Source organism: Paenibacillus psychroresistens (assembly GCF_009728935.1).
Classification (GTDB): domain Bacteria; phylum Bacillota; class Bacilli; order Paenibacillales; family NBRC-103111; genus Paenibacillus_AC; species Paenibacillus_AC psychroresistens.
This window is the reverse complement of record NZ_CP034235.1, coordinates 3,803,663-3,822,301: the sequence shown is the minus strand read 5'-3', so window position 1 is coordinate 3,822,301 and position 18,639 is coordinate 3,803,663. Positions and strand designations below refer to the sequence as shown.

23 protein-coding genes and 1 tRNA gene are annotated in these 18,639 nt (G+C 37.0%); 3 read left to right on the top strand and 21 right to left on the bottom strand.

From position 1 onward, the window contains the following. The 4 genes from EHS13_RS17320 to EHS13_RS17305 form a co-directional block, all read right to left on the bottom strand. A complete protein-coding gene (locus EHS13_RS17320) occupies positions 1 to 705 on the bottom strand; it encodes a glycosyltransferase (protein ID WP_155701574.1) in 705 nt (234 codons plus the stop codon). A 21-nt stretch (positions 706 to 726) separates the two neighbouring features. Next, positions 727 to 1,815 carry a tetratricopeptide repeat-containing glycosyltransferase family 2 protein gene (locus EHS13_RS17315; RefSeq protein WP_155701572.1) on the bottom strand — a complete coding sequence of 363 codons (1,089 nt, stop codon included), beginning with the start codon at positions 1,813 to 1,815 and terminating at the stop codon, positions 727 to 729. A gap of 83 nt (positions 1,816 to 1,898) precedes the next feature. Then, complete coding sequence (locus EHS13_RS17310; RefSeq protein WP_155701571.1) at positions 1,899 to 2,351, bottom strand: hypothetical protein; 453 nt, start codon at positions 2,349 to 2,351, stop codon at positions 1,899 to 1,901. Between the two features lie 9 nt (positions 2,352 to 2,360). After that, positions 2,361 to 2,699 (bottom strand): alpha-helical endospore appendage domain-containing protein, encoded by a 339-nt coding sequence (locus EHS13_RS17305; RefSeq protein ID WP_155701569.1) that lies wholly within the window; start codon positions 2,697 to 2,699, stop codon positions 2,361 to 2,363. A 158-nt stretch (positions 2,700 to 2,857) separates the two neighbouring features. Here EHS13_RS17305 and EHS13_RS17300 point away from each other — a divergent pair, with 158 nt between their 5' ends. Beyond that, positions 2,858 to 3,187 (top strand): alpha-helical endospore appendage domain-containing protein, encoded by a 330-nt coding sequence (locus EHS13_RS17300; protein WP_155701568.1) that lies wholly within the window; start codon positions 2,858 to 2,860, stop codon positions 3,185 to 3,187. Between the two features lie 78 nt (positions 3,188 to 3,265). Beyond that, positions 3,266 to 4,369, top strand: coding sequence for a glycosyltransferase family 2 protein (locus EHS13_RS17295; RefSeq protein ID WP_227013966.1), 1,104 nt, complete (start codon positions 3,266 to 3,268; stop codon positions 4,367 to 4,369). A 22-nt stretch (positions 4,370 to 4,391) separates the two neighbouring features. Here the strand turns inward: EHS13_RS17295 and EHS13_RS17290 are convergent, their stop codons facing one another. The 16 genes from EHS13_RS17290 to EHS13_RS17215 all read right to left on the bottom strand — a co-directional run bounded on the left by EHS13_RS17290 (position 4,392) and on the right by EHS13_RS17215 (position 17,609). Further along, the gene (locus tag EHS13_RS17290) at positions 4,392 to 4,826 is read right to left on the bottom strand and encodes a DUF4362 domain-containing protein (protein WP_155701566.1); all 435 of its coding nucleotides are present in this window, start codon (positions 4,824 to 4,826) and stop codon (positions 4,392 to 4,394) included. A 15-nt stretch (positions 4,827 to 4,841) separates the two neighbouring features. Next, complete coding sequence (locus EHS13_RS17285; protein WP_162463145.1) at positions 4,842 to 6,278, bottom strand: WG repeat-containing protein; 1,437 nt, start codon at positions 6,276 to 6,278, stop codon at positions 4,842 to 4,844. 156 nt (positions 6,279 to 6,434) lie between these two features. After that, positions 6,435 to 7,196, bottom strand: coding sequence for a VOC family protein (locus tag EHS13_RS17280; protein ID WP_155701562.1), 762 nt, complete (start codon positions 7,194 to 7,196; stop codon positions 6,435 to 6,437). Between the two features lie 63 nt (positions 7,197 to 7,259). Continuing rightward, on the bottom strand, positions 7,260 to 8,828 hold the full coding sequence (locus tag EHS13_RS17275; RefSeq protein WP_155701560.1) for an RNA polymerase sigma factor: 1,569 nt from the start codon (positions 8,826 to 8,828) through the stop codon (positions 7,260 to 7,262). A 56-nt stretch (positions 8,829 to 8,884) separates the two neighbouring features. Beyond that, positions 8,885 to 9,364, bottom strand: coding sequence for a GNAT family N-acetyltransferase (locus EHS13_RS17270; protein ID WP_155701559.1), 480 nt, complete (start codon positions 9,362 to 9,364; stop codon positions 8,885 to 8,887). Then, entirely contained in the window at positions 9,361 to 9,795 is a 435-nt protein-coding gene (locus EHS13_RS17265; protein ID WP_155701558.1) for an NUDIX domain-containing protein, read from the bottom strand. Before EHS13_RS17265 ends, EHS13_RS17270 begins: the two co-directional genes overlap by 4 nt. A gap of 30 nt (positions 9,796 to 9,825) precedes the next feature. Further along, positions 9,826 to 10,350, bottom strand: coding sequence for a YfiT family bacillithiol transferase (locus EHS13_RS17260; RefSeq protein ID WP_155701556.1), 525 nt, complete (start codon positions 10,348 to 10,350; stop codon positions 9,826 to 9,828). Between the two features lie 33 nt (positions 10,351 to 10,383). After that, positions 10,384 to 10,530: a hypothetical protein gene (locus EHS13_RS17255; RefSeq protein WP_155701554.1), complete on the bottom strand. Its 147-nt coding sequence runs from the start codon at positions 10,528 to 10,530 to the stop codon at positions 10,384 to 10,386. 71 nt (positions 10,531 to 10,601) lie between these two features. Further along, positions 10,602 to 11,102 carry a hypothetical protein gene (locus EHS13_RS17250; RefSeq protein ID WP_155701553.1) on the bottom strand — a complete coding sequence of 167 codons (501 nt, stop codon included), beginning with the start codon at positions 11,100 to 11,102 and terminating at the stop codon, positions 10,602 to 10,604. Positions 11,103 to 11,154: 52 nt separating this feature from the next. Then, entirely contained in the window at positions 11,155 to 12,615 is a 1,461-nt protein-coding gene (locus EHS13_RS17245; protein WP_155701551.1) for a HAMP domain-containing sensor histidine kinase, read from the bottom strand. 98 nt (positions 12,616 to 12,713) lie between these two features. Further along, positions 12,714 to 13,484, bottom strand: coding sequence for a class I SAM-dependent methyltransferase (locus EHS13_RS17240; protein ID WP_155701550.1), 771 nt, complete (start codon positions 13,482 to 13,484; stop codon positions 12,714 to 12,716). Between the two features lie 152 nt (positions 13,485 to 13,636). Further along, positions 13,637 to 14,044, bottom strand: coding sequence for a GNAT family N-acetyltransferase (locus EHS13_RS17235; RefSeq protein WP_155701548.1), 408 nt, complete (start codon positions 14,042 to 14,044; stop codon positions 13,637 to 13,639). Continuing rightward, positions 14,034 to 15,170 carry a nucleotidyltransferase domain-containing protein gene (locus tag EHS13_RS17230; protein WP_155701547.1) on the bottom strand — a complete coding sequence of 379 codons (1,137 nt, stop codon included), beginning with the start codon at positions 15,168 to 15,170 and terminating at the stop codon, positions 14,034 to 14,036. The genes EHS13_RS17235 and EHS13_RS17230 overlap by 11 nt, the downstream gene beginning before the upstream one ends. Before the next feature lie 71 nt (positions 15,171 to 15,241). After that, complete coding sequence (locus EHS13_RS17225) at positions 15,242 to 16,219, bottom strand: hypothetical protein (protein WP_155701545.1); 978 nt, start codon at positions 16,217 to 16,219, stop codon at positions 15,242 to 15,244. Positions 16,220 to 16,255: 36 nt separating this feature from the next. Next, positions 16,256 to 17,254, bottom strand: a complete 999-nt coding sequence (locus EHS13_RS17220) for a P-loop NTPase family protein (protein WP_155701543.1) — start codon at positions 17,252 to 17,254, stop codon at positions 16,256 to 16,258. A gap of 284 nt (positions 17,255 to 17,538) precedes the next feature. Beyond that, positions 17,539 to 17,609 (bottom strand) — tRNA-Gln (locus tag EHS13_RS17215). A 139-nt stretch (positions 17,610 to 17,748) separates the two neighbouring features. Between EHS13_RS17215 and EHS13_RS17210 the strand changes: the two genes are divergently transcribed. Continuing rightward, positions 17,749 to 18,066, top strand: coding sequence for a hypothetical protein (locus EHS13_RS17210; RefSeq protein WP_155701541.1), 318 nt, complete (start codon positions 17,749 to 17,751; stop codon positions 18,064 to 18,066). A gap of 2 nt (positions 18,067 to 18,068) precedes the next feature. On the opposite strand, the gene EHS13_RS17205 is transcribed toward EHS13_RS17210, so the two are convergent. Next, entirely contained in the window at positions 18,069 to 18,614 is a 546-nt protein-coding gene (locus tag EHS13_RS17205) for a GNAT family N-acetyltransferase (RefSeq protein WP_155701539.1), read from the bottom strand. Positions 18,615 to 18,639 lie beyond the last annotated feature (25 nt).

The window sequence follows — 18,639 nt, the reverse complement described above, 5'->3', positions numbered from 1 at the left end:
TTACTCCTCCCAGTCTACAAGATTTGGAGATTCTTCGAGAATTGAATCATACTGTTCCTTCCAACCATACCTAGCACCAGGATCTAATAATTGATAACGATCATATTTAAATTCGCGATCTTTCTTAAGCGACCATCCATAATGCTGAATCCGAGCTGGATGGCATTGATAAGTAAACTGAACTATAGTTAGCGGAAATCTACCGCAGTGCTGTGGAGTTTCTTTCCAAAGGTATGAAACATCGGAACGATATCTGACGAGAAATGGACGATAAAACTTATGCGCTTGCCAGTAATGATCTTCTCTATATTGCGTCATGCTCCACATGTCATATAGACGAAAGTAATAGACGTCATAGTCTGATTGGATTAGCATCCGATCTATCTGAGCTCTATCGAAGCTGGTTTCAAACATTTCGTCAGCATCCAAATTTAGAATCCATTGAGGATTAGTTTGAATCGTTTCGTCCCACTGTTGTTTTCTTAGCGTTATTTCATTATGAAATTTGGAGGCATCATTTCGGATATATTTCAGCGGGATACCTGCTAATGCTTCATGACATATTTCTGGTGTAGTATCGGTGCTTCCATCATCTATAATAACTGCTTCGTCTATTAAGCTTCTATGACGCGTTAAAGCTTCATGCAAGTACCGTCCAGCCTCATTTTTGACAATCATTGAAAGTGTTACTTTACCTCGTTCCATTCCTATACAGTCCTCCTTTGCCTAAGTTTCTTGCTTTCTCTGAGCCAATACTTTTTCTAAATATGATTTGTTGCTTAGCATGCTGGAATGCGTGGGTTGATAGGTCAAAGCAATTTCATTGTGACGATAAGCCATCTCATAATTGCCTAGACGATCATAGCAAACACAAAGCTGGATATGCGGCAGCCAGGTCCAAGATGGTAAATCTATCATCCCCCCTGTAAGCGGAGGTTCTCCAAGTATGGTTGCCACCAAATACCAATGTTTTGCTTGATTCCACCGTTTATTTTCCATAAAAAAAGCAGCCAATCGACAACAAATCTCTGCCCGAGGTGTATCAAGCTCAAACGAGCGAAATAACACCTGAAGCTGTTTTTCATACTCTCCCATCCGAGAATAACAATCAGCCAATTTAAGACACGAGGTGATGCGGTCTTCGATCCACCCTAGCTTTGTCGCCCAGAACGTTTCGTATATAACGGACGCTTGCTCAACTAAAGAGTGATCATAAAGTTCGTTAGCATAATAGAACAGATCACGCGTCGATAACGATTCCCCTGATTCCACTTTCTTTCTGTAAATGCGCAAATTTCGATCTGTATATACTCTTTCTTTCTTATGTGTAACTGCGATTTCGCTTTGTAAGCATTTCCCACTAACCTCTAAGTACTCGTGGACAGCACCTATCCATACAAAATTGCAATCTCTCCGAACCAGCCGATTACGTCTCATACTAAAGGTAGGCTTACCTGTATGATCAAAAGAAAGATGATACGGCATCATCACTGTATTGTACGAAGAATCTAAAGTTTTTTTTAATTGAATGAATTTTTCGCGATCGACTTTTTCAAAAACATCATCTGCATCCAACCATAGAATATATGATTTCGTGGCTTGTTGAAAAGCAAAGTTCCGTGCAGCAGCGAAATCATCTATCCACGTAAAATCAACTATTTTATTCGTAAACCGAGCAGCAATTTGTTTGGTTGAATCCGTTGAACCTGTATCCACTATGATGATTTCATTAGCAATATTTTTAACCGATGTTAGACAGCGCTCTAAAGTTTCTTCTTCATTTTTCACAATCATACACAAACTGATTGTAATCATAACACCAACCCTTTCGGACTATGAATGACCGTTTTTTTGTTCAATGTATGAGAATCACATTCTATTAGTGCCGAAATTGTGTGTTAAACCCAATTGCCGAATTTTCGCATAAGACTTCGTTTTTTTTCAAAATAATATTTAAATTGTTGAAATTGAGGCTTTATCTCATTCTGTAGATTTGGATATTGGTTAGTCATTTCCCATAACTCATCTATTCGCCTATTTAGCTTCATATAAGAGTGATAGTAGATCACATAGTCATCAATTAACTTCGTATGCTCCATATTCACTAGGTAAAAGGCTGTCATTTTTAACAAATTGTTTTGAATTTTAATGATTGATTTTAAAGCGTTGGATAAAGGAAGTACTTCATTTACTAAAAAAAACAACGTTTTACGTTGTTCAATGGATCGATAAAAAATTACAACAGACTTAAAATAATCAAATAAAGACACCTCCAATTGATTAATAGCTGTCCATGTCATTTGTTGAGTCTCCGATGGCCAAGCTTCTTTATTCGCATGGAATTCCTTCATGCCTATACCTCATTCTTCCTCATATTCATCTTCATAATGATTTTCGTTGCTGTTATCATAAGCAAGGATTTCTAGGGATGTCTCCAATTTTCTAAACAGCAGCCATTCCTTCATAACGATGATATCCACTAACTTGGTAACACTCTGATTAAATCTAAGTATGTCGAGGTTTGTAGGATTAGTAGGAAAATCCATTTGATGTCCAACAAAAGCTTGAATCTTCTCGGCTTCTGCATTCAAAAGATGTGATATAGCTGTTTCTTCCATGGCAATGGATTTGAATAAATCGATAACTGCTTCTCGGATCGTAGGACGAAACAATTCTTCTGGTATTGTAGGCATACTCATCTATATCACCTCATCCATTTCATTCGTTCTAATATATGCCCATATTGTTACGCAGGTGCCCAATAATTTCGAAAACACAGTTGAAGATGGATATGTATGCACGCAGTTCATAAACATACATAAGCTATATAAGTTCAGTCGAGAAAGGAGTGAAGAACATGTCACAAGCCAGCATACCCGATATTACACCTGATATCTCCATTACTATTGGGCAAACTATCCCACTTCTTTTGGCCTCGATTGCATTAGAGGAAATAGCTTTAGCCCATATCATCAATGCTGAAGCAGAGAAAATACAATTTGTACTTGGTACACTTTCTACCGAAAACACACTTGATGACACAACTATTACAATCTCCAACCTGTTACTAATCAACCAGAGCGTAAGCCAGACCATGAGGGACGTAATTAAAAAAGAAATGTTGTTACAATTCAAGCTGGATACGGTATTTAAATTATATCTGCAAGATCAGGGGGCCTTATTCTAAAAAGTAGTTACTTCCTTGGAGGTGGGGAGCGTTATTTTGCACGCTCCTCATCGATACATAAAACGAAGGAGTGTTCATGTGGAACAATGGAAAAGATTATCCTTATGCATGATTGTTAAAGACGAGGAACAATTTCTTGAAGCCTGCTTAAGGAGTGTTAAAGATGTAGTAGATGAAATGATCATCGTCGATACAGGGTCTACGGACAGCACTAAGGAGATTTGCCATAAATATGGAGCGCTTTTATTTGATTATGTATGGCAAGATGACTTTGCAGCGGCAAGGAATTATGGTTTAGTACAAGCAACGGGGGATTGGATACTGTGGTTGGATGCGGATGAGGAAATGGATATAAACGATCGGTTTAAGCTGCGGGATATTTTATACATGGATGAATTTGATTTAGTATCACTCCATCTAATCAATTATTACGGTAGTGAGATTAACCCGGATGAAAGCTATCATATTGCCCATACGAGATTATTCAGGAATCATAAAGGGATTCTTTTTGAGAATAAAATTCACGAATCATTAAATATTCATAATCACGCTCCTATACCGATGGCACCGATCAAATTGCACCATTATGGATATATGAATCCTGTAGTCACATCAAAAAAAAAACTGGAACGAAACCTGACTATGTTAGAAACAGAGATTAAACAAGGAAGCCAGAACCCTTGGACCCCTTATCATATGGCAACCGAATATCATAGAGGCCAGCAGAGTGAACGTGCTTTTGAATTTGTGAATCTATCTATCCTGTTATTCATTTCACAAGGATTTACTCCCCCATCTATTCTATATAAATTAAAATATTCGATTATGCTGAGTCTTGGGTGTATCGAAGGAGCTTGGCCTGCTATTGAGAAAGCAATCATGCTTTATTCAGATTATGTCGACCTGCATTTTTATAAAGGATTAATTTTATTGGCTAAAGATAGGTATGAGGAAGCTCTGGCAACCTTCAACCATTGCTTAGAATTAGGGGAAACCAACCTAAAGCATCTTATTCTAAAAGGAGCAGGCAGCTTTCAGGCATGGTATCAAATTGGCCGCTGCCAGGAAAAGCTGGGCAGCCTAGATGAAGCCATTAAATCCTATCAAATGTCTATAACCTTGTCCCCATCATTTAAAGATCCCGTTAAAGCTCTTCAAACGATAGGGGTTACCATGCTTTAATCTGAGTTTAAGTTCATCTGCCTTATTCTTTATTTATACTGAAGCCGAATCCAGCACCAATATCAGCATTTTTACCGGAACATCCTTCTAATTTGTAATTAATCATTTTGGCTTCTTCCGTTTTAGTAAAATCCTTACAAACCGTACTCCTTACATCGCTGGAACCAAACTTATCATTAGAGTTATCATACTTATATTTAATTGTTTGCCCATCATAAGTAAAATCAAAGTATAACGGATCTCCTTCAATCGTATAGCGAGTAATACGGATTTTATCCATTTTCTTATCTTTAACGCTATTAATGAATATATCCAATCTTGCTTCATTTGTAACTTTCCCGTGTATATCCACAATGTCACCGCGTTTTGTCGCTTTAGCTGGATTATAGGAGCGACTGCATGAAACCAATGACACAGTACAGATAATGATCAAAAACACTTTTATGACCTTGTTCATTGGAGTCCTCCAATTTTATAAATACTCTACTCTGCAAAAACTACCCGTATTACTGTAAATTGGATTTACAATATATTTTCCTTTTTTATCAATAAACCCAAACGATTCGCCTACGCTAACTTCTGTTAATTTACCGTAAAACTGACTTGCCGTATCAAATTGAGGATTAATGATTATTTTACCTTTTGTATCCATATACCCTTTTCTGTCATCCGTAGTCACGATCGCATATCCGTTATAGAATCGTTCAGCTTTATCATAAATGGGTAGTACCACATATTTACCTTTTTTATCAATATATCCCCATTGGTCACCTTGCTTTACTGCAGCCAATCCATCATGGAATTGCATAGCACCATACAGTGATCTATCAAAAGATTCTGTATCATCAAATTGGGGATTGATAGCGATATTTCCTTTTGAATCAATAAATGCCCATTTCTCGTTTATTTCCACTGCCGCAAGACCTTCATTAAACATATCTGCATTATCAAATTGAGGATTGATTACTATGTCACCTTTATCATTGATATAGCCCCATTTATCACTCAATTTTACAGCAGCAAGGCCATTTTGAAAGTCCTTTACTTCGTCAAACTGTAAATTCACAGCAATTTTTCCGGTATTATCAATAAATCCCCATTTACCGCCTACAACACCATATTCATCCTCATCATAAACTCCACCAAGATTAACGAATGCTAATCCATCATAAAAGCCGCCTAAATCATCATAAATGGGCTTGATTGCAAAGCTGCCATCTGTATTCAAGTAACCCCATTTATCCTCTTTTTTCACTTTAGACAAACCTTCCCAAAATCCAAAAGCTTCCTGAAATTCAGGATTCACGATCATTTTTCCGGTATTATTTATTACTCCATAAACATCACCTATTTTGACCATGGCTACTCCTTCATGGAAATCTGTGGTTTCATCATAGGTTGGAGGAATGATTGTCTTCCCAACTTTGTTTATATAGCCCCATTTATCATCCAATTTGTAACTTGCTATATCTTCAGAAAAATCAGATACCACTTCGAATTGTGCATTTATAACCATTTGGCCTTTTATGTTAATAAAGCCCCATTTACCTCCAGTAAATTGGTATTCATCAAGCTTACCACCTATATTAACCTTAGCTATTCCATCTTGAAAATCTTCAGCTCTGTCGAATTTAGGTGCAATTAATTCTTCACCTGTGTCATTGATGTAACCCCATTTATCGTTCACTTCAACGCTAGCCAAATTTGTACATATTGTCTTGAAAATTTCCATTGTCTGCTCTTTAGAACCTTTGACAAAGTAAAAATATAAACTACCAATTATTAGAATCAAGACAATAAGCGAACTAATAATAAAAGCTTTGCTTTTAAATAATTTTTTCTCCACTGTGACTGGACTTATTTCTTCCATTTCTAACTCTTTAATCTCTGTTTTCTGTTCGTTATCCACCCAAATAATCCCCTTTTTGTGTTTATTGTGAAAATAAGCAAAATAAAATAATGGCACCATAATAGTACCATCATTCGCCAATTTTCGCAGTTATTTTTGGATTTTCAGGTGATTATTGAATAACGAATATAAGATATAGCTTTTTTATAGCTTATTTCAGATAATAATTGAATTCCCCTCTGGATCGCTAATAAAAAAATGATTGTCAAATTCAACTTCTGTAAGAGTCTTAATGTTTTTACTGACAATAAACCGATATGCTTCCTCTATATCTGGCCCCTTCAACATAAAGGTAGGATACTTTTCACAGTAACCATTGCTTCGATTATCATCCAATAAAACCCCTGTTCCGTTTTCCATATCAAACCAATAAATCGGACCTCCAGTCTGACGATCTGGTTTAATAACATGTCCAAGCAAATGGGCATACCATTCTGTAGCTCGTTTTAAATCTGTTACAGGCACTACGATAGAATTAATGTGGTTAACAATCGGTTTATCCAACTCATTTAATTGTTGCGAATTGGGATTTACCCAATTTGATTGAATGATCATCATTACATTGCCTTCTGAATCGCTAATATTAAAATAAGACAAACCAGGGTGAACATGTTGAATTTCTAAATTTATCGTAATCTCGTTTTGTTTAGCCCAATTATAGCTTGCCTCAATGTCCATAGTATTTAGCATGAAAATGGGATGTTTGGCTTGATCCTGCATAAAACGATGATCATCAAGCATTAAATTAACACCATTAATCATTTCGAATACATAATAAGGCGTTTCTGATTCAATTTCTGTTATTGGAGTACCCAAGATGTCCCCGTACCAGCTGACCATTAAGTTCAAATTACGTACGTGTAGAATAGCACTGCCAACCGATTTTATTCCAGATCCTTGTGCATTTGATGTTTGCATTTTTTTTTCCTCCTAGAATAAAGTTAACTTCAGTTTATAGACGTTTGTGGGATATAAAATCTATCACTTTTTTTGAATCAGTTGTAAATATATTTTTTCTAATGCCACTATTCCATTATTTTCAACTGCCTTTACCTTTTTTAAGAGATCAATCGTCTGTTCACGAATGTCCATCTGAACGCCAGGCATACCATAAGGATAGGAAGGATACAGGGTTACATAGAGCTCATGGACTATTTGAAAATGATCCATAGCATCATGCCATAAAAGTATAATTTCTGAATTCCCTTGTATAAGAGGGTGATCTTCCCAGCTTTTCAAAAAGCGGACGGCATGCTCCCTTGCTTCGGTTAACAAGCTTACTTGATAAGCATGTCCGACTGGTTGAGCTTGGCCATTCTCAAAGGCTTCAATCCAAATATCATATGCTGCAATTCCAGTGAAATATCCTGCAACACCTGGCTCTATGCCTCGGGCATGATCCATAATGGTTTTCAAAGCTTGGATTAGGTTAGGAGTCTTAGAAAATTCAATTCTATCCGAATTCTCAAATGTCCCTACGAATAGTTCCGGATTTTCGAGAGTCCTGCCTAATTTCTCATAAGAAATCTGCAAGGATTCCTCCACAGCATTACGATAGGTTAATTGTTGCAGCTGATCGTTATAACCGTAGATAACTCCAAACTCTGATTTAACTAAATTCCAAACTATAACAGACATTCCCCGATCAATAGATAAATGGATCATATCCAGGGCTTCAATTAGGATATCTGGTGTCAGCACTCTGCCAGGCCGTCCTATACTTCGAGTCTGGAAGCCAAAGGCTATTAATGCCCTTTCCATTACCCAGCCCCAATCATATATTAAGCTGCCACTCAAACCGCAATCGACCGTCGTTTGAATTCGAAATGCTTGGCCGGTAAAACCCATTATATCGCTTAAGCTATAATTATTATCATTCACATTTGAAATCAATTCATTTAACAAATGTCCCATAGAACTATACGCCGAACGATAACTCGGAATAGTTAATAGCTGAGTTGTTAGTAGACTCCGTGCCATTTTTTGCTGAAGGTATTTGGTGGTTTCCTTTCTAAATCTCAGCTCTTGCAGTTTTATTTTCGATCTTGAAATGATGTTGTAGACATTACTTATTGTCATCTGAAATTCCTCGGCAATTTCATCAGGAGAATGCTGTTTAAAGAAATGAGCTTCGAATATTAGCCGATTTCTAACTGGCAATGACTCCATTAGCAAGCTTATAGATTCCATCCATTCCTTATGTAGCGTTACGACTTCAGGTGTATCCGAATCTACAGTGTGATTTATTTCTGAATTATGAATATATAGGTTATTACGCTTATTCTTACGAAGAACATCGATTGCCTGATTACGAACGATATTGCGAAGCCAAGGAAGAAATCGGTCTGGGTGCTCTAGCGATTCCAAGTGCAAATAAGATCGCAAAATAGCATTTTGGGCGATGTCTTCGGCTAGATAGGAGTCATGGGTAATTGACCTTGCCCAATCAACTGCCTTAGATCTATGCTTCATGACTAGATCACTAAAAGCTGCTTGATCTCCGTTTTTTGCACGTTTGATTAACTCTTGGTCTTCCTGCTGATTAATCAATGCTTTTTCCCCTTAGCTGATCTCAACGAATGCTTCCATTCGAGCTGCCGTTTTATTTAAAGAGTTACTTTCATGGTCCATGAAGTCCCCGAGATCCCACAAAACACAAAGCCAAGCTTTTCATATAATCGAACCGCCAGCAGATTGTCTGGATCAACACTTAAAGAAAGTGCATTATAACCTTCCAACTCAGCCTTTTGCATGATCCCTTTCATTAATGCGGTTCCAATTCCTTGCTTTACGTAATCTGATCTTATAGCGATACCCAGCTCTGGAGTTTCATTATCAACAAATCCATACCCTTTATTAGTTTCGTTAAATAATCTATACCAGACAGCACCAACCGGTATCTCGCCACTCCACGCAATTAAAGCCCTATCTCCTGTTCTCCCCCATCCATCGCTGTATTTTTTTATATTTGGTGCATTCAGTAGCTCTTGTTTGGGAGGCTTGTCCTCCAGAATGTGAATAGATTCATAATGCATGTCCATTAAAAATTCAAAATCCGATTGTACCAAAGGTTTTATTGTTATCATAGATGGTTAGAAACTTTATCTAAGTGGACACCTAAATGGTTAAATAGAGTTGGTTTTTCTTTTAAATCTAACCAGGAATATTCATAAATCCAACCATTATCCTCATCATCGCTTTGTACGATATGTGTAAAATACTCAGGGCTATCCGCTTGCATTTGATAATAATAACGTTTAATAATGCGGTCAGGCTTCTCCATGTTGTATGTAAATTCTCCAAGATATTTAACGTTTGACACCTCGTTGATGCCCGCTTCTTCCTTAATCTCTCTAATTATTGCAGCCTGTAAATCTTCATTTTTCTCTACAGTTCCACCAGGAACTTGAAAACCGAGATGCTCATAGTCTTTTTCCTTAAAGACTAATAATTGCTGATTTCCCTTATTAAATCGCGTTATATAAGCGGTAACTTTATAAACATAATCACTCTCCATATACTCCCTCGCTTCATTTATTTACTCTGTTTACCAGCCTGATCGTTCGATTAGTGAAGTAATTTGTGCAATATGATGCCGGTTATGCCAAGCATATCGATGAGTCGCCACTTCAAGAGTCATATTGCCATGAGTTGGACTTGTAAATGTCTTCTGAAAGTCAGATGCGTGCAAAGAATTTAACAGGATTACAAATCTGCTATGAAGAGCTTCGAGAAGTATTAAGGACGGCTCAATCGGAGCAATTAAATAATCACTGAGTTCAGCCCATAAATTCTCATGATAAGAGCCTGATATAGGATTGTCTTCGGTTAATGCCCTCTTGAAACGAATAAAAGCATTCATATCGTTATCTTCTATATGGTGGACCACCTGCTGAATAGTCCAGCCACCCAGTCGATAAGGTGTCTGCAATTGCTCCAAAGTTAAATTTTGCACGACTAGTCTAAGGACCCTTGGCATTTCTGAGATTTCAATAATCCATTGATTAAGTTGTTCTTGTGTTGGTTGCTGCTGGTGTTGGAATCGACCTATTGGATAGCGCAACTGTTCCATTTTCTCATCTCCCCATTGTTTATAAAGTTACTATCAAATGTACTTTACTGCGAGTGGACTCCAGATGAATTCTACTTGAAGCTCTGGGAATGCCTCAAGAACAATCTCTACGACTGTTAACATACCAGCCTCCTCGCTCTTCTGATGGCCGGTAATGATTAGTGCCTTCGTAATTTCCATGAATTAGACTCCTTTCAGTCCTTTTTATATTAGGATAACACAGTAACTATTAATCTTTTGAGAATATATAGCTAAGTTGAAGCGTTCCCGTATTTCTTATGCCATTTCTCTTTCCATTCTTTATAAGTTAACCCGGTTGCTTCCTCTAAAGTTTTACCGTCTAATGTATATGCGGCTCCAAGTAATCTCTGTTCTCCTTTACCAGCAGGGAAGGATGTCCCACCTATCACTTTGCCATCGCAAAGCATGATGGATACAGTGGTCTTTAAGTTATATAATTTTTCTAACGGATGATTTGAAACTGTGAACCCATACATGGATATATCCTTGCCAAAATATTTATCGGGTTCTATCTGCTGCACTCCCCATATCTGCTGGTTCAATGTATCTTCCATGGTCCCCTTTTCTATTATGTATTTATAAACTTGCTCATTAGTGGAAGTAATTTTATATCCCAGCTTCTCAACGTATTGTTTAGCTGTTTCTTGATCACCCATTACCTCTTCCTTACACCCAGAAAGAATTAATAATACTAGACCAAATATAGTTAAGCTTAGCGAAATTCTTTTCATTTCTATCACTCCTCATCTCTTTAACGAAGCTGAATAGTTAAATGTTACCAGCTTAATCCAATTTATTAGATTCTGGATTTAATATCGGCAGATATATACTAATCGAAGTTCCAATCCCTTTTTCACTAACAACCTCAACAGTTCCTTGATGCTCATCCAAGATCCATTTTGCAATAGATAATCCTAGTCCTGTCCCTGGAGTAATCCCCCTTGAGGAGTCGGCTCTATAAAATCTTTCAAATATATGGGGAATTTCGTTAGGATCCATCCCAATACCGGTATCTCGAATCATTAATCCCACTCTATCAGCCAATTTGAATACTCTAAGCTCAACTAAGCCATTTTCGGTGAACTTAAACGCATTATCGAGAATAATGAAAATCAGCTGTTGTAGATAATCCTTATCCCCCATAACTTGAAGATTATCCAGCATCTCAAGATTCTCCATCTTCCATTCAATCAGCTTTGGAATTAACTGCAGCTTTCTTACTACAGCCTCAACAATTGGTTTCAATTCAATCTCAGTTCTTACTATCTGCAGCCCAGCATCTGTTCGGGCTAGAATCAAGAGATCATTAACCAATTTGCCCATCTTCATTGCTTCATCTGTTATGTCATGAATAGCCTCTACAGATATTTCAATTTCTTTTAGTTCAATCAGGCTAGGATTGTGGAGGTAAGTTCCCCATATCTTTTTAAGAAATTCTGCATTTCCATTTATAGTTGTGAGTGGAGTTCTTAGCTCATGAGAAGCATCAGCTACAAAACGGCGCTGTGTAATATATGAACCATCTAATACTGCATACATCATCTGTATACGTTCAAGCATACCATTCATCGTCTTACTTAAAAGGCCAACTTCATCATGTTTGTTATCGTAGTGAATTCTTCTCGCTAAATCATCGCTATTTTGAATTAGTTCCGTTTCACGGATTAAGCTGTAAATCGGTTTTAACGCTCTTTTTGAAACTAACCATCCCAAATAAGAAGCGATCGAAACTACAAAAACAGATAACACGACGAGCACTAATTTTAAAATCGAAAAAAACAAGCTGATCACACTAATATTGTAAGCAGCCTGTAGGATGCCAACTTCAGTTCCATTAATAATCAACGAATCATTGTAAATATAAAATGGTGAATTATGAATATTTGCAGTTACAAAGTAACCCTTATTGGGATCATGGCCCTCCGTGGAAAAGGGCAAATCAACTCCATTTAAGTTAATTGACTTTGCAATCTCACCACTCGTAAAGTTAATAAGCTGCAAATACATCCCTGATTGCAAGGTATCAAAATCGTCGAGCTTTATGGATAAACTCCAACCCGTAGAATTAATTCTAAACTTATAATTAACATTTTCCTGAAGATCAGCCGTTTGTTCCTTAAGGGAGTGTTCCAGTTCTTTGTAGATATAGAAATGTAAAATATTATATAGGAGCGCACCGAATAGCAATAAAACTAGACCAAGTATCCCTGAATATAACAAAGTCAATCTCAGGCGAATTGTCATAAATCCTCCGCATACTTTTTCCTTTATTATCCACTTCGATAATTAAAACAAAATGAACGTAGGATAAATTATTTGGAGGACTGTACAATTAATTATTCTTACTCGTTCCATGCTACAATTCTTAATCTTTTATAATCCGCATACCAAATACCGTCTATAAATAGATCCTTTTTTGCTAGATCCGATACTTTATTAAAAATATCAGTTCTTTCGCTTTCGCTGAAACCTTTAAAAAATTCATCTGCTGCTAGACCTGCTAGCCAAATATTGAGTCCATTCTCGCCATCTTCCAGCTTAGTTGACCGATCAAAGTGTACAGCATAAGTCACTCTGAAGCCCATCTGTTCTAGCAAATTACTATATTCACCAATACTTGGGAAGTACCATGGGTTAAACGCACTAGCATCGATTCCATAATCTCGAGCTAAAATTTTAGAAATGGCTTCTACAATTTTCTCCACATTGCCTTTCCCGCCAAATTCCACAACAAAACGTCCATCTTTTGCTAAGGCATTCTTAACACAGGAAATGACTTTAGCTGCATTCTTTATCCAATGTAACGAAGCATTAGAGAATACAGCGTCAAAAGAATGCTTGAACTCAAACTCTTCAGCATTTCCAATAACGAAATCAATGTCTGGATATTTTCTTTTTGCCTGCTCAATCATAGTAGCTGATAAATCCATCCCCACTACCTTTGCTCCACATTTGGAAATCTCTGAACTCAAATCACCCGTCCCACAGCCCAAATCAAGAATTCTTTCTCCCGATTGAGGATTAAGCAGCTCCACTACACCTTTGCCGAATTGTGAAACAAATCCTAATTTGTTGTCGTATAATTCCGGCTGCCATTTATGAATCGAACTCATCTTACTTCCCCCTTTATTAGTGTTAGGGTTATTGTTGCATAACGTTATTTATTTATGAAATATATAAAATCTATTCACTTTATAATCAATCCCTATAAAGGTGCATACAATATATCCTTCTATAAGATTTGTTTTTTAAATTCAAAGTTTTATTAGATCTCTTTAGTAAAAATGATTTCTAAAGGCTCTTTATCCAGCAATAGACATCCTGAATCTTTATAGCCTAATTTTCTATAGAAATGCTGCGCTTCTTCATTAGCTAAAGTGGAGGTCATGAGCATTTTACAACCCTTGAGCTTCATTTCATATTCCCAGAAGAGTACAATTCGTTTCCCAATACCTTTACTTCTATATTCTTCATTGATCCAGATCATGTTCATAAAAGGCGTTTTATCCCAAAAATACCCAAACCGCATCCAACCGATATATACACCCTCTCGGTTTCGAAGGATGTAAATTTCTTTTGCCTTAATTTTTGCTGAAATTAAGCTTTCTAATATGTGTTTATCATTTTCGAAAATATAATCGTAGTCCGTTTCCACTGCAAACTCAATTTTCATTCAGACTCCCACCTACATTTTCAAGAAATAGTTTAAATTCCACTAAACTCTGAAATCTATTAATTTTTACACCTTGGGATATGAGGTGACTTTCAAAAAGAGAACTGAGTCGTTCCACAGCAGCTTGAAGTTTTGTTAAGTCATGAGGATCAACAAACGTAATTAGATCAGGAAATCCTAACTGGAAATATAAATCCTGATAAGTTAAATTACATTCCAACTTAATTGGCCAGCTCCCTGTTTCAGCAAAAAATAGCAACCGGGCGATTTCATCCTGGATTCCAATCGAAGCAAAGAATGCTGTATGATAATCGTTACTCTCGCATGCTGTTATGATCTTGTCAAATGTTCCCTTTGTCTCTTCGTAGCACCCTTTCAACCGATCGGCATAATAAGCTGTGCCTAGATAGGACTCTTTTTTCTTCAAAATTAATGCGAGCGTCTCATCTGTCAATTCCTCACAAGCTAATCTAATCTCTTCAGAGCTTCTGGTACTCATAATAACTTCAAGAAGCTGCTTCAAACAAGTTGGTTTCAGTGGATATTGTAAAATTTGCGCTATATTTTTGCCCCAGCCTTTGGTGAAATAAGTTTGATTTAATAGCGCTAGACTTTGAAGTACTTTCGTCAAAACTGCATTTGCTTCCGTACGATAGAAATTTATATTCACCGCAGCGTTCTCACGACTCATTTTATATAAATGCAAATAAGCTTCGTTCAATTGTGTTTCGGCTTTCTCCAAGAGCACTTGTCCATGACTAGGCTCACGCATTGTTGTTATAGAATCACGCAGCTTCATAAATCGAGCTAGGTCTTCGTCTGAACGATTATATAATAGCTGGCAATCTGCGATAATTGTCGTAAAGGGATCTTCAAAAGAAGCCATTTTCTCAGCACGTTCCCAGCCAATTGGCCAAAAATCAAAGCTTATGTCATTCAATATAAACTGGATACTGACTTCATAGCCTTCAGGCGTAGCTGGAATAAAAAAGAAGTCCAAGTCAGACCGCTTTGATGCTGTTCCTTGTGCATAGGACCCGTAATAAGCAATAATGGCAATTTCATTGGGATAATTAGATTTGATATGGTTGACTAGTGTTTCGGAAACATCAAAAACGTTTAACAATTTATTTCCTCCTTCATGTGTCACAAAGTCATAATATCAGAGTCTAGAAGAATTTTGTTGGGAAATTATAGCTATAGGCATATTTTATTGTCTCTTAATATCTTTAGATAGAGAAGCGCACTTTTTTCCTTTTCTTTAATGTCATTAAGCAATTGAATAGCTTTGTCTCTAATCAAATCTTCCCGTGGGTTTCCTCCAGTTGGATATGGAAACAATAGCTCAAGTTCGTTAATTAGCTTTACTGCTTCGATCAAAGAATTCTTTGATTGATTAATTAATTCAATTTCCTCTTCTTTAATAAACTCATTCTTAAATTTGTTTAAAAATCCAATTGCAGATTCACGTGCATTTTTAAGTACCTGAATGTTAAATGAATTGCCATAGAAATCAATTTTTTTATTATTAAATGCGATAATCCAAGCATCGTATGCCGGCAAACCAGTAGAGAACTCCCAAGTATCATGAGCATCAGTCAACCCATACTTAAGAATTAAATCAAGTGTGCCCATAATTCTATCGTTTGGACTCCTGTTAATGACTTCATCTATTGAAAGCACATAAAACTCAGGGGTATCATCCCCCCGTCCTATTCGGTCAAACGGTATTTCCCCTTCTATAGCTGCATCAATAACATATAAACTCTGGCTTTCATCATTGTATCCATAGATTATCCCAAATTCAGGTCCAAGCGGCTCCCACATAATTAGCGGAACTCCCTTATCAATAGATTGGCGTATTAGAGCGATCGAATTATTCAATACATTTGGCACTTCCATATGATAACCGGAATAGGCGATATCTTTTGAAATTAAGCCTAGATTATGTAAGCCCCTTGGGATCACCCCATCCCAGTCGTACATCGTTGGTCCCCATTTATCTATCGCTTCCACTCTTACGTTGATGTGAAAGGCATGTCCGGTGTAACCCATGATTTCTTCATATGTATATTTAGCTTGATTTATGTAGGGCAGAACATGGAATAAGCAAAAACAAAAAGAGGACAAATTGCTAATATCGCTTCCGATACAATTAGGTTTAGTAAGTTTCATTGTGTTACCTCCATATGGATCTAGATTTATTTGAAATCAATTTCCTTTATTCCTTATAAGCATGTAATCAACAGGCCCATCAAATAATGCAGAACCCGTAAGATGCATCCGCAAGTTCTGTAAATTGTCTTCCTCAAAAGCAACCTGAAACGGTAATGATTGCACATCGAATATATTAGAAGAACGTGGGATTAAAATAGTTTTTGTCCAGACATGCGGTAGCCCATCAGCAACCAGCTTTCCCTCTTTATTAACTATCAAACTAACATGCTGATCCATATCTTTAGACTGATAGGTTCCTACAAATCTTTGAGCATCATAATTTCCAAATCTCTCAAACTTATCTAGATTAATATAGAGGAATTTCAAAATCTCACTATTATATAGAGGCCAATTACCATCAGAATTGTTTATGGATATTCTCGACATACTTAATTCTTTAAACAGATCATCCGTGAGCACGCGATAATCCTGCCAATAAGCAGTTAATCCATCAAATCCAGACAACCCCCTAGATAAACCATAGACAGAACCAGTTGCCGCATTTGTAAAATTCTTCTCCGTATCGCCGCTTCTTCGTTCACAGATTTTCGTAAGTGCAGCATGAATATCATTTTGATAGAGATAAATTAAATGTGGATTGCACCCGCTAATAAGCGCCTCAACCTTCAAGGCATATTCTTTTATTTCGTCAATAGGCACATTGTAAGGAAACAAACTCCAAGTTAAATAGCCAAAAAGGCTGCTGTCTACAATAATGATTTCGTCAGAGGCTTGAATGGCTGAACTAAATCTTGCCCATTGTTCAAGAGCTAAATCAATGACCTCTCGATAATTTCCATTGGCTAGGTTCGTCACAACCTGCTGCATCGATTCATGATCCTCGTAAATGTAAATGGGGTGTTCTTTCTCTTCTTCATACCACCATTTATGTAAGATATTATTGGTTCTCAGCACTTTTGATATATACTGTGCAGTCGTTGATTTACCTGATCCTGGGATACCTTCAATTAAGATTAATTTGCAGTTTTTCATATTTCCCCTTTCATTATTTTCCAATCTATTTCATTTTGTCAATTTATACTCCCAGATCTTGTAAAAGTTGTATCGCAGCTAAAATTTGTTTTAAAATCGTCATGAGTTTGTCACTGTTTCTTAAGGTTGATTTAAGCTTGTTTGGGTATTCTATAAGTACCCCCTTTTATTAATATAGCATTGGAAAAGAGACCTGCAACTCTGATAAGTTGTAGGTCTTTTTTTGTAATAAAATATGAAAACAAAAAGACGCTCTCTAAGAGAACGTCCATTTGATGGATTAACAGGGAATGATGGGATCGAACCACCGGTGCGGGAGTCAGAGTCCCGAGCATTACCACTTTGCTAATTCCCTATAAGGTTAATAATGCTTTTTTATTCTAACACATTTTACTTTCAGATGGAACCCATTCTCTTTAAGTACTGCATTTGAACTTTATCCTTGCTATAATATGACTATTGAAAAATTAATTATGAGGATGGCGTGACATAAAATGGCGTTTGGTATCAGCAGAAAAGAGCTTAACCAATGGAAAGAAGCTGTAGAAAGAGAAGAAATTAGCTTCTTAACCCACTTTTGGTTGGATAAGCGTTTCCCTCAATTCCATACAGTTACAAAGGTAGGCTGTTCTAATCTCGAACGTTTGACTTTATGGTGTGTGACCCATGGATTGAATCCAAAATATATTCATAACCGGCAGCCCTTCCCCCATTTTGATCTCATGGGTCCCAAACAACAGGAAATTCTGCATAAGGAAGGCATGTGGGAGCAATTGAAGCGTTTTAGAATCGAAGCACCTTCTATTGAGTAGCATTATTTATTATAAGCTTTTTTGTGATATTGGTTTATATATTGAAAAAGCTTCTCCCCGCCTTCAGGCAGACCATTGGCTTTGTCCATGTTCAAGTACATAGCTTGGTAAGGTTCCGGAACCCATATATACTGATGGACATATTCAGTGAGACGGAATCCATAGGCTTGCCAAAAACGAATACGATTTGTATTCTCTGGATTAGATTCCGCTTCAACCTCGACAATTATACCCCGACTTTTTGTTGTTTCTGCCCACTCTTTAATATAATTTATTAGTAATTTGCCGTGCCCTTTACTGCGAAGGTCTTCCCTAATAGCAATGTAATCAATAATTAATACTAAAGCCTGTTCATCCATGGCTGTAAGAGCCATTGCGATTACCTCGTTATTATCGATGGCTAGGTGCAAATGGCACATTTTCCGCTCAAACATACGCCTTATATTAGTCCGACTTTTTCTGCCTTCTTTAGGGAATGCCTGCTGATATATGCCTTCAGTTTTTTTCCAAATGAGTTCATCCCATTCGGTAATGGTCTTATATTCCAAAGTCTATTCCACCTGCCTCTGCCCC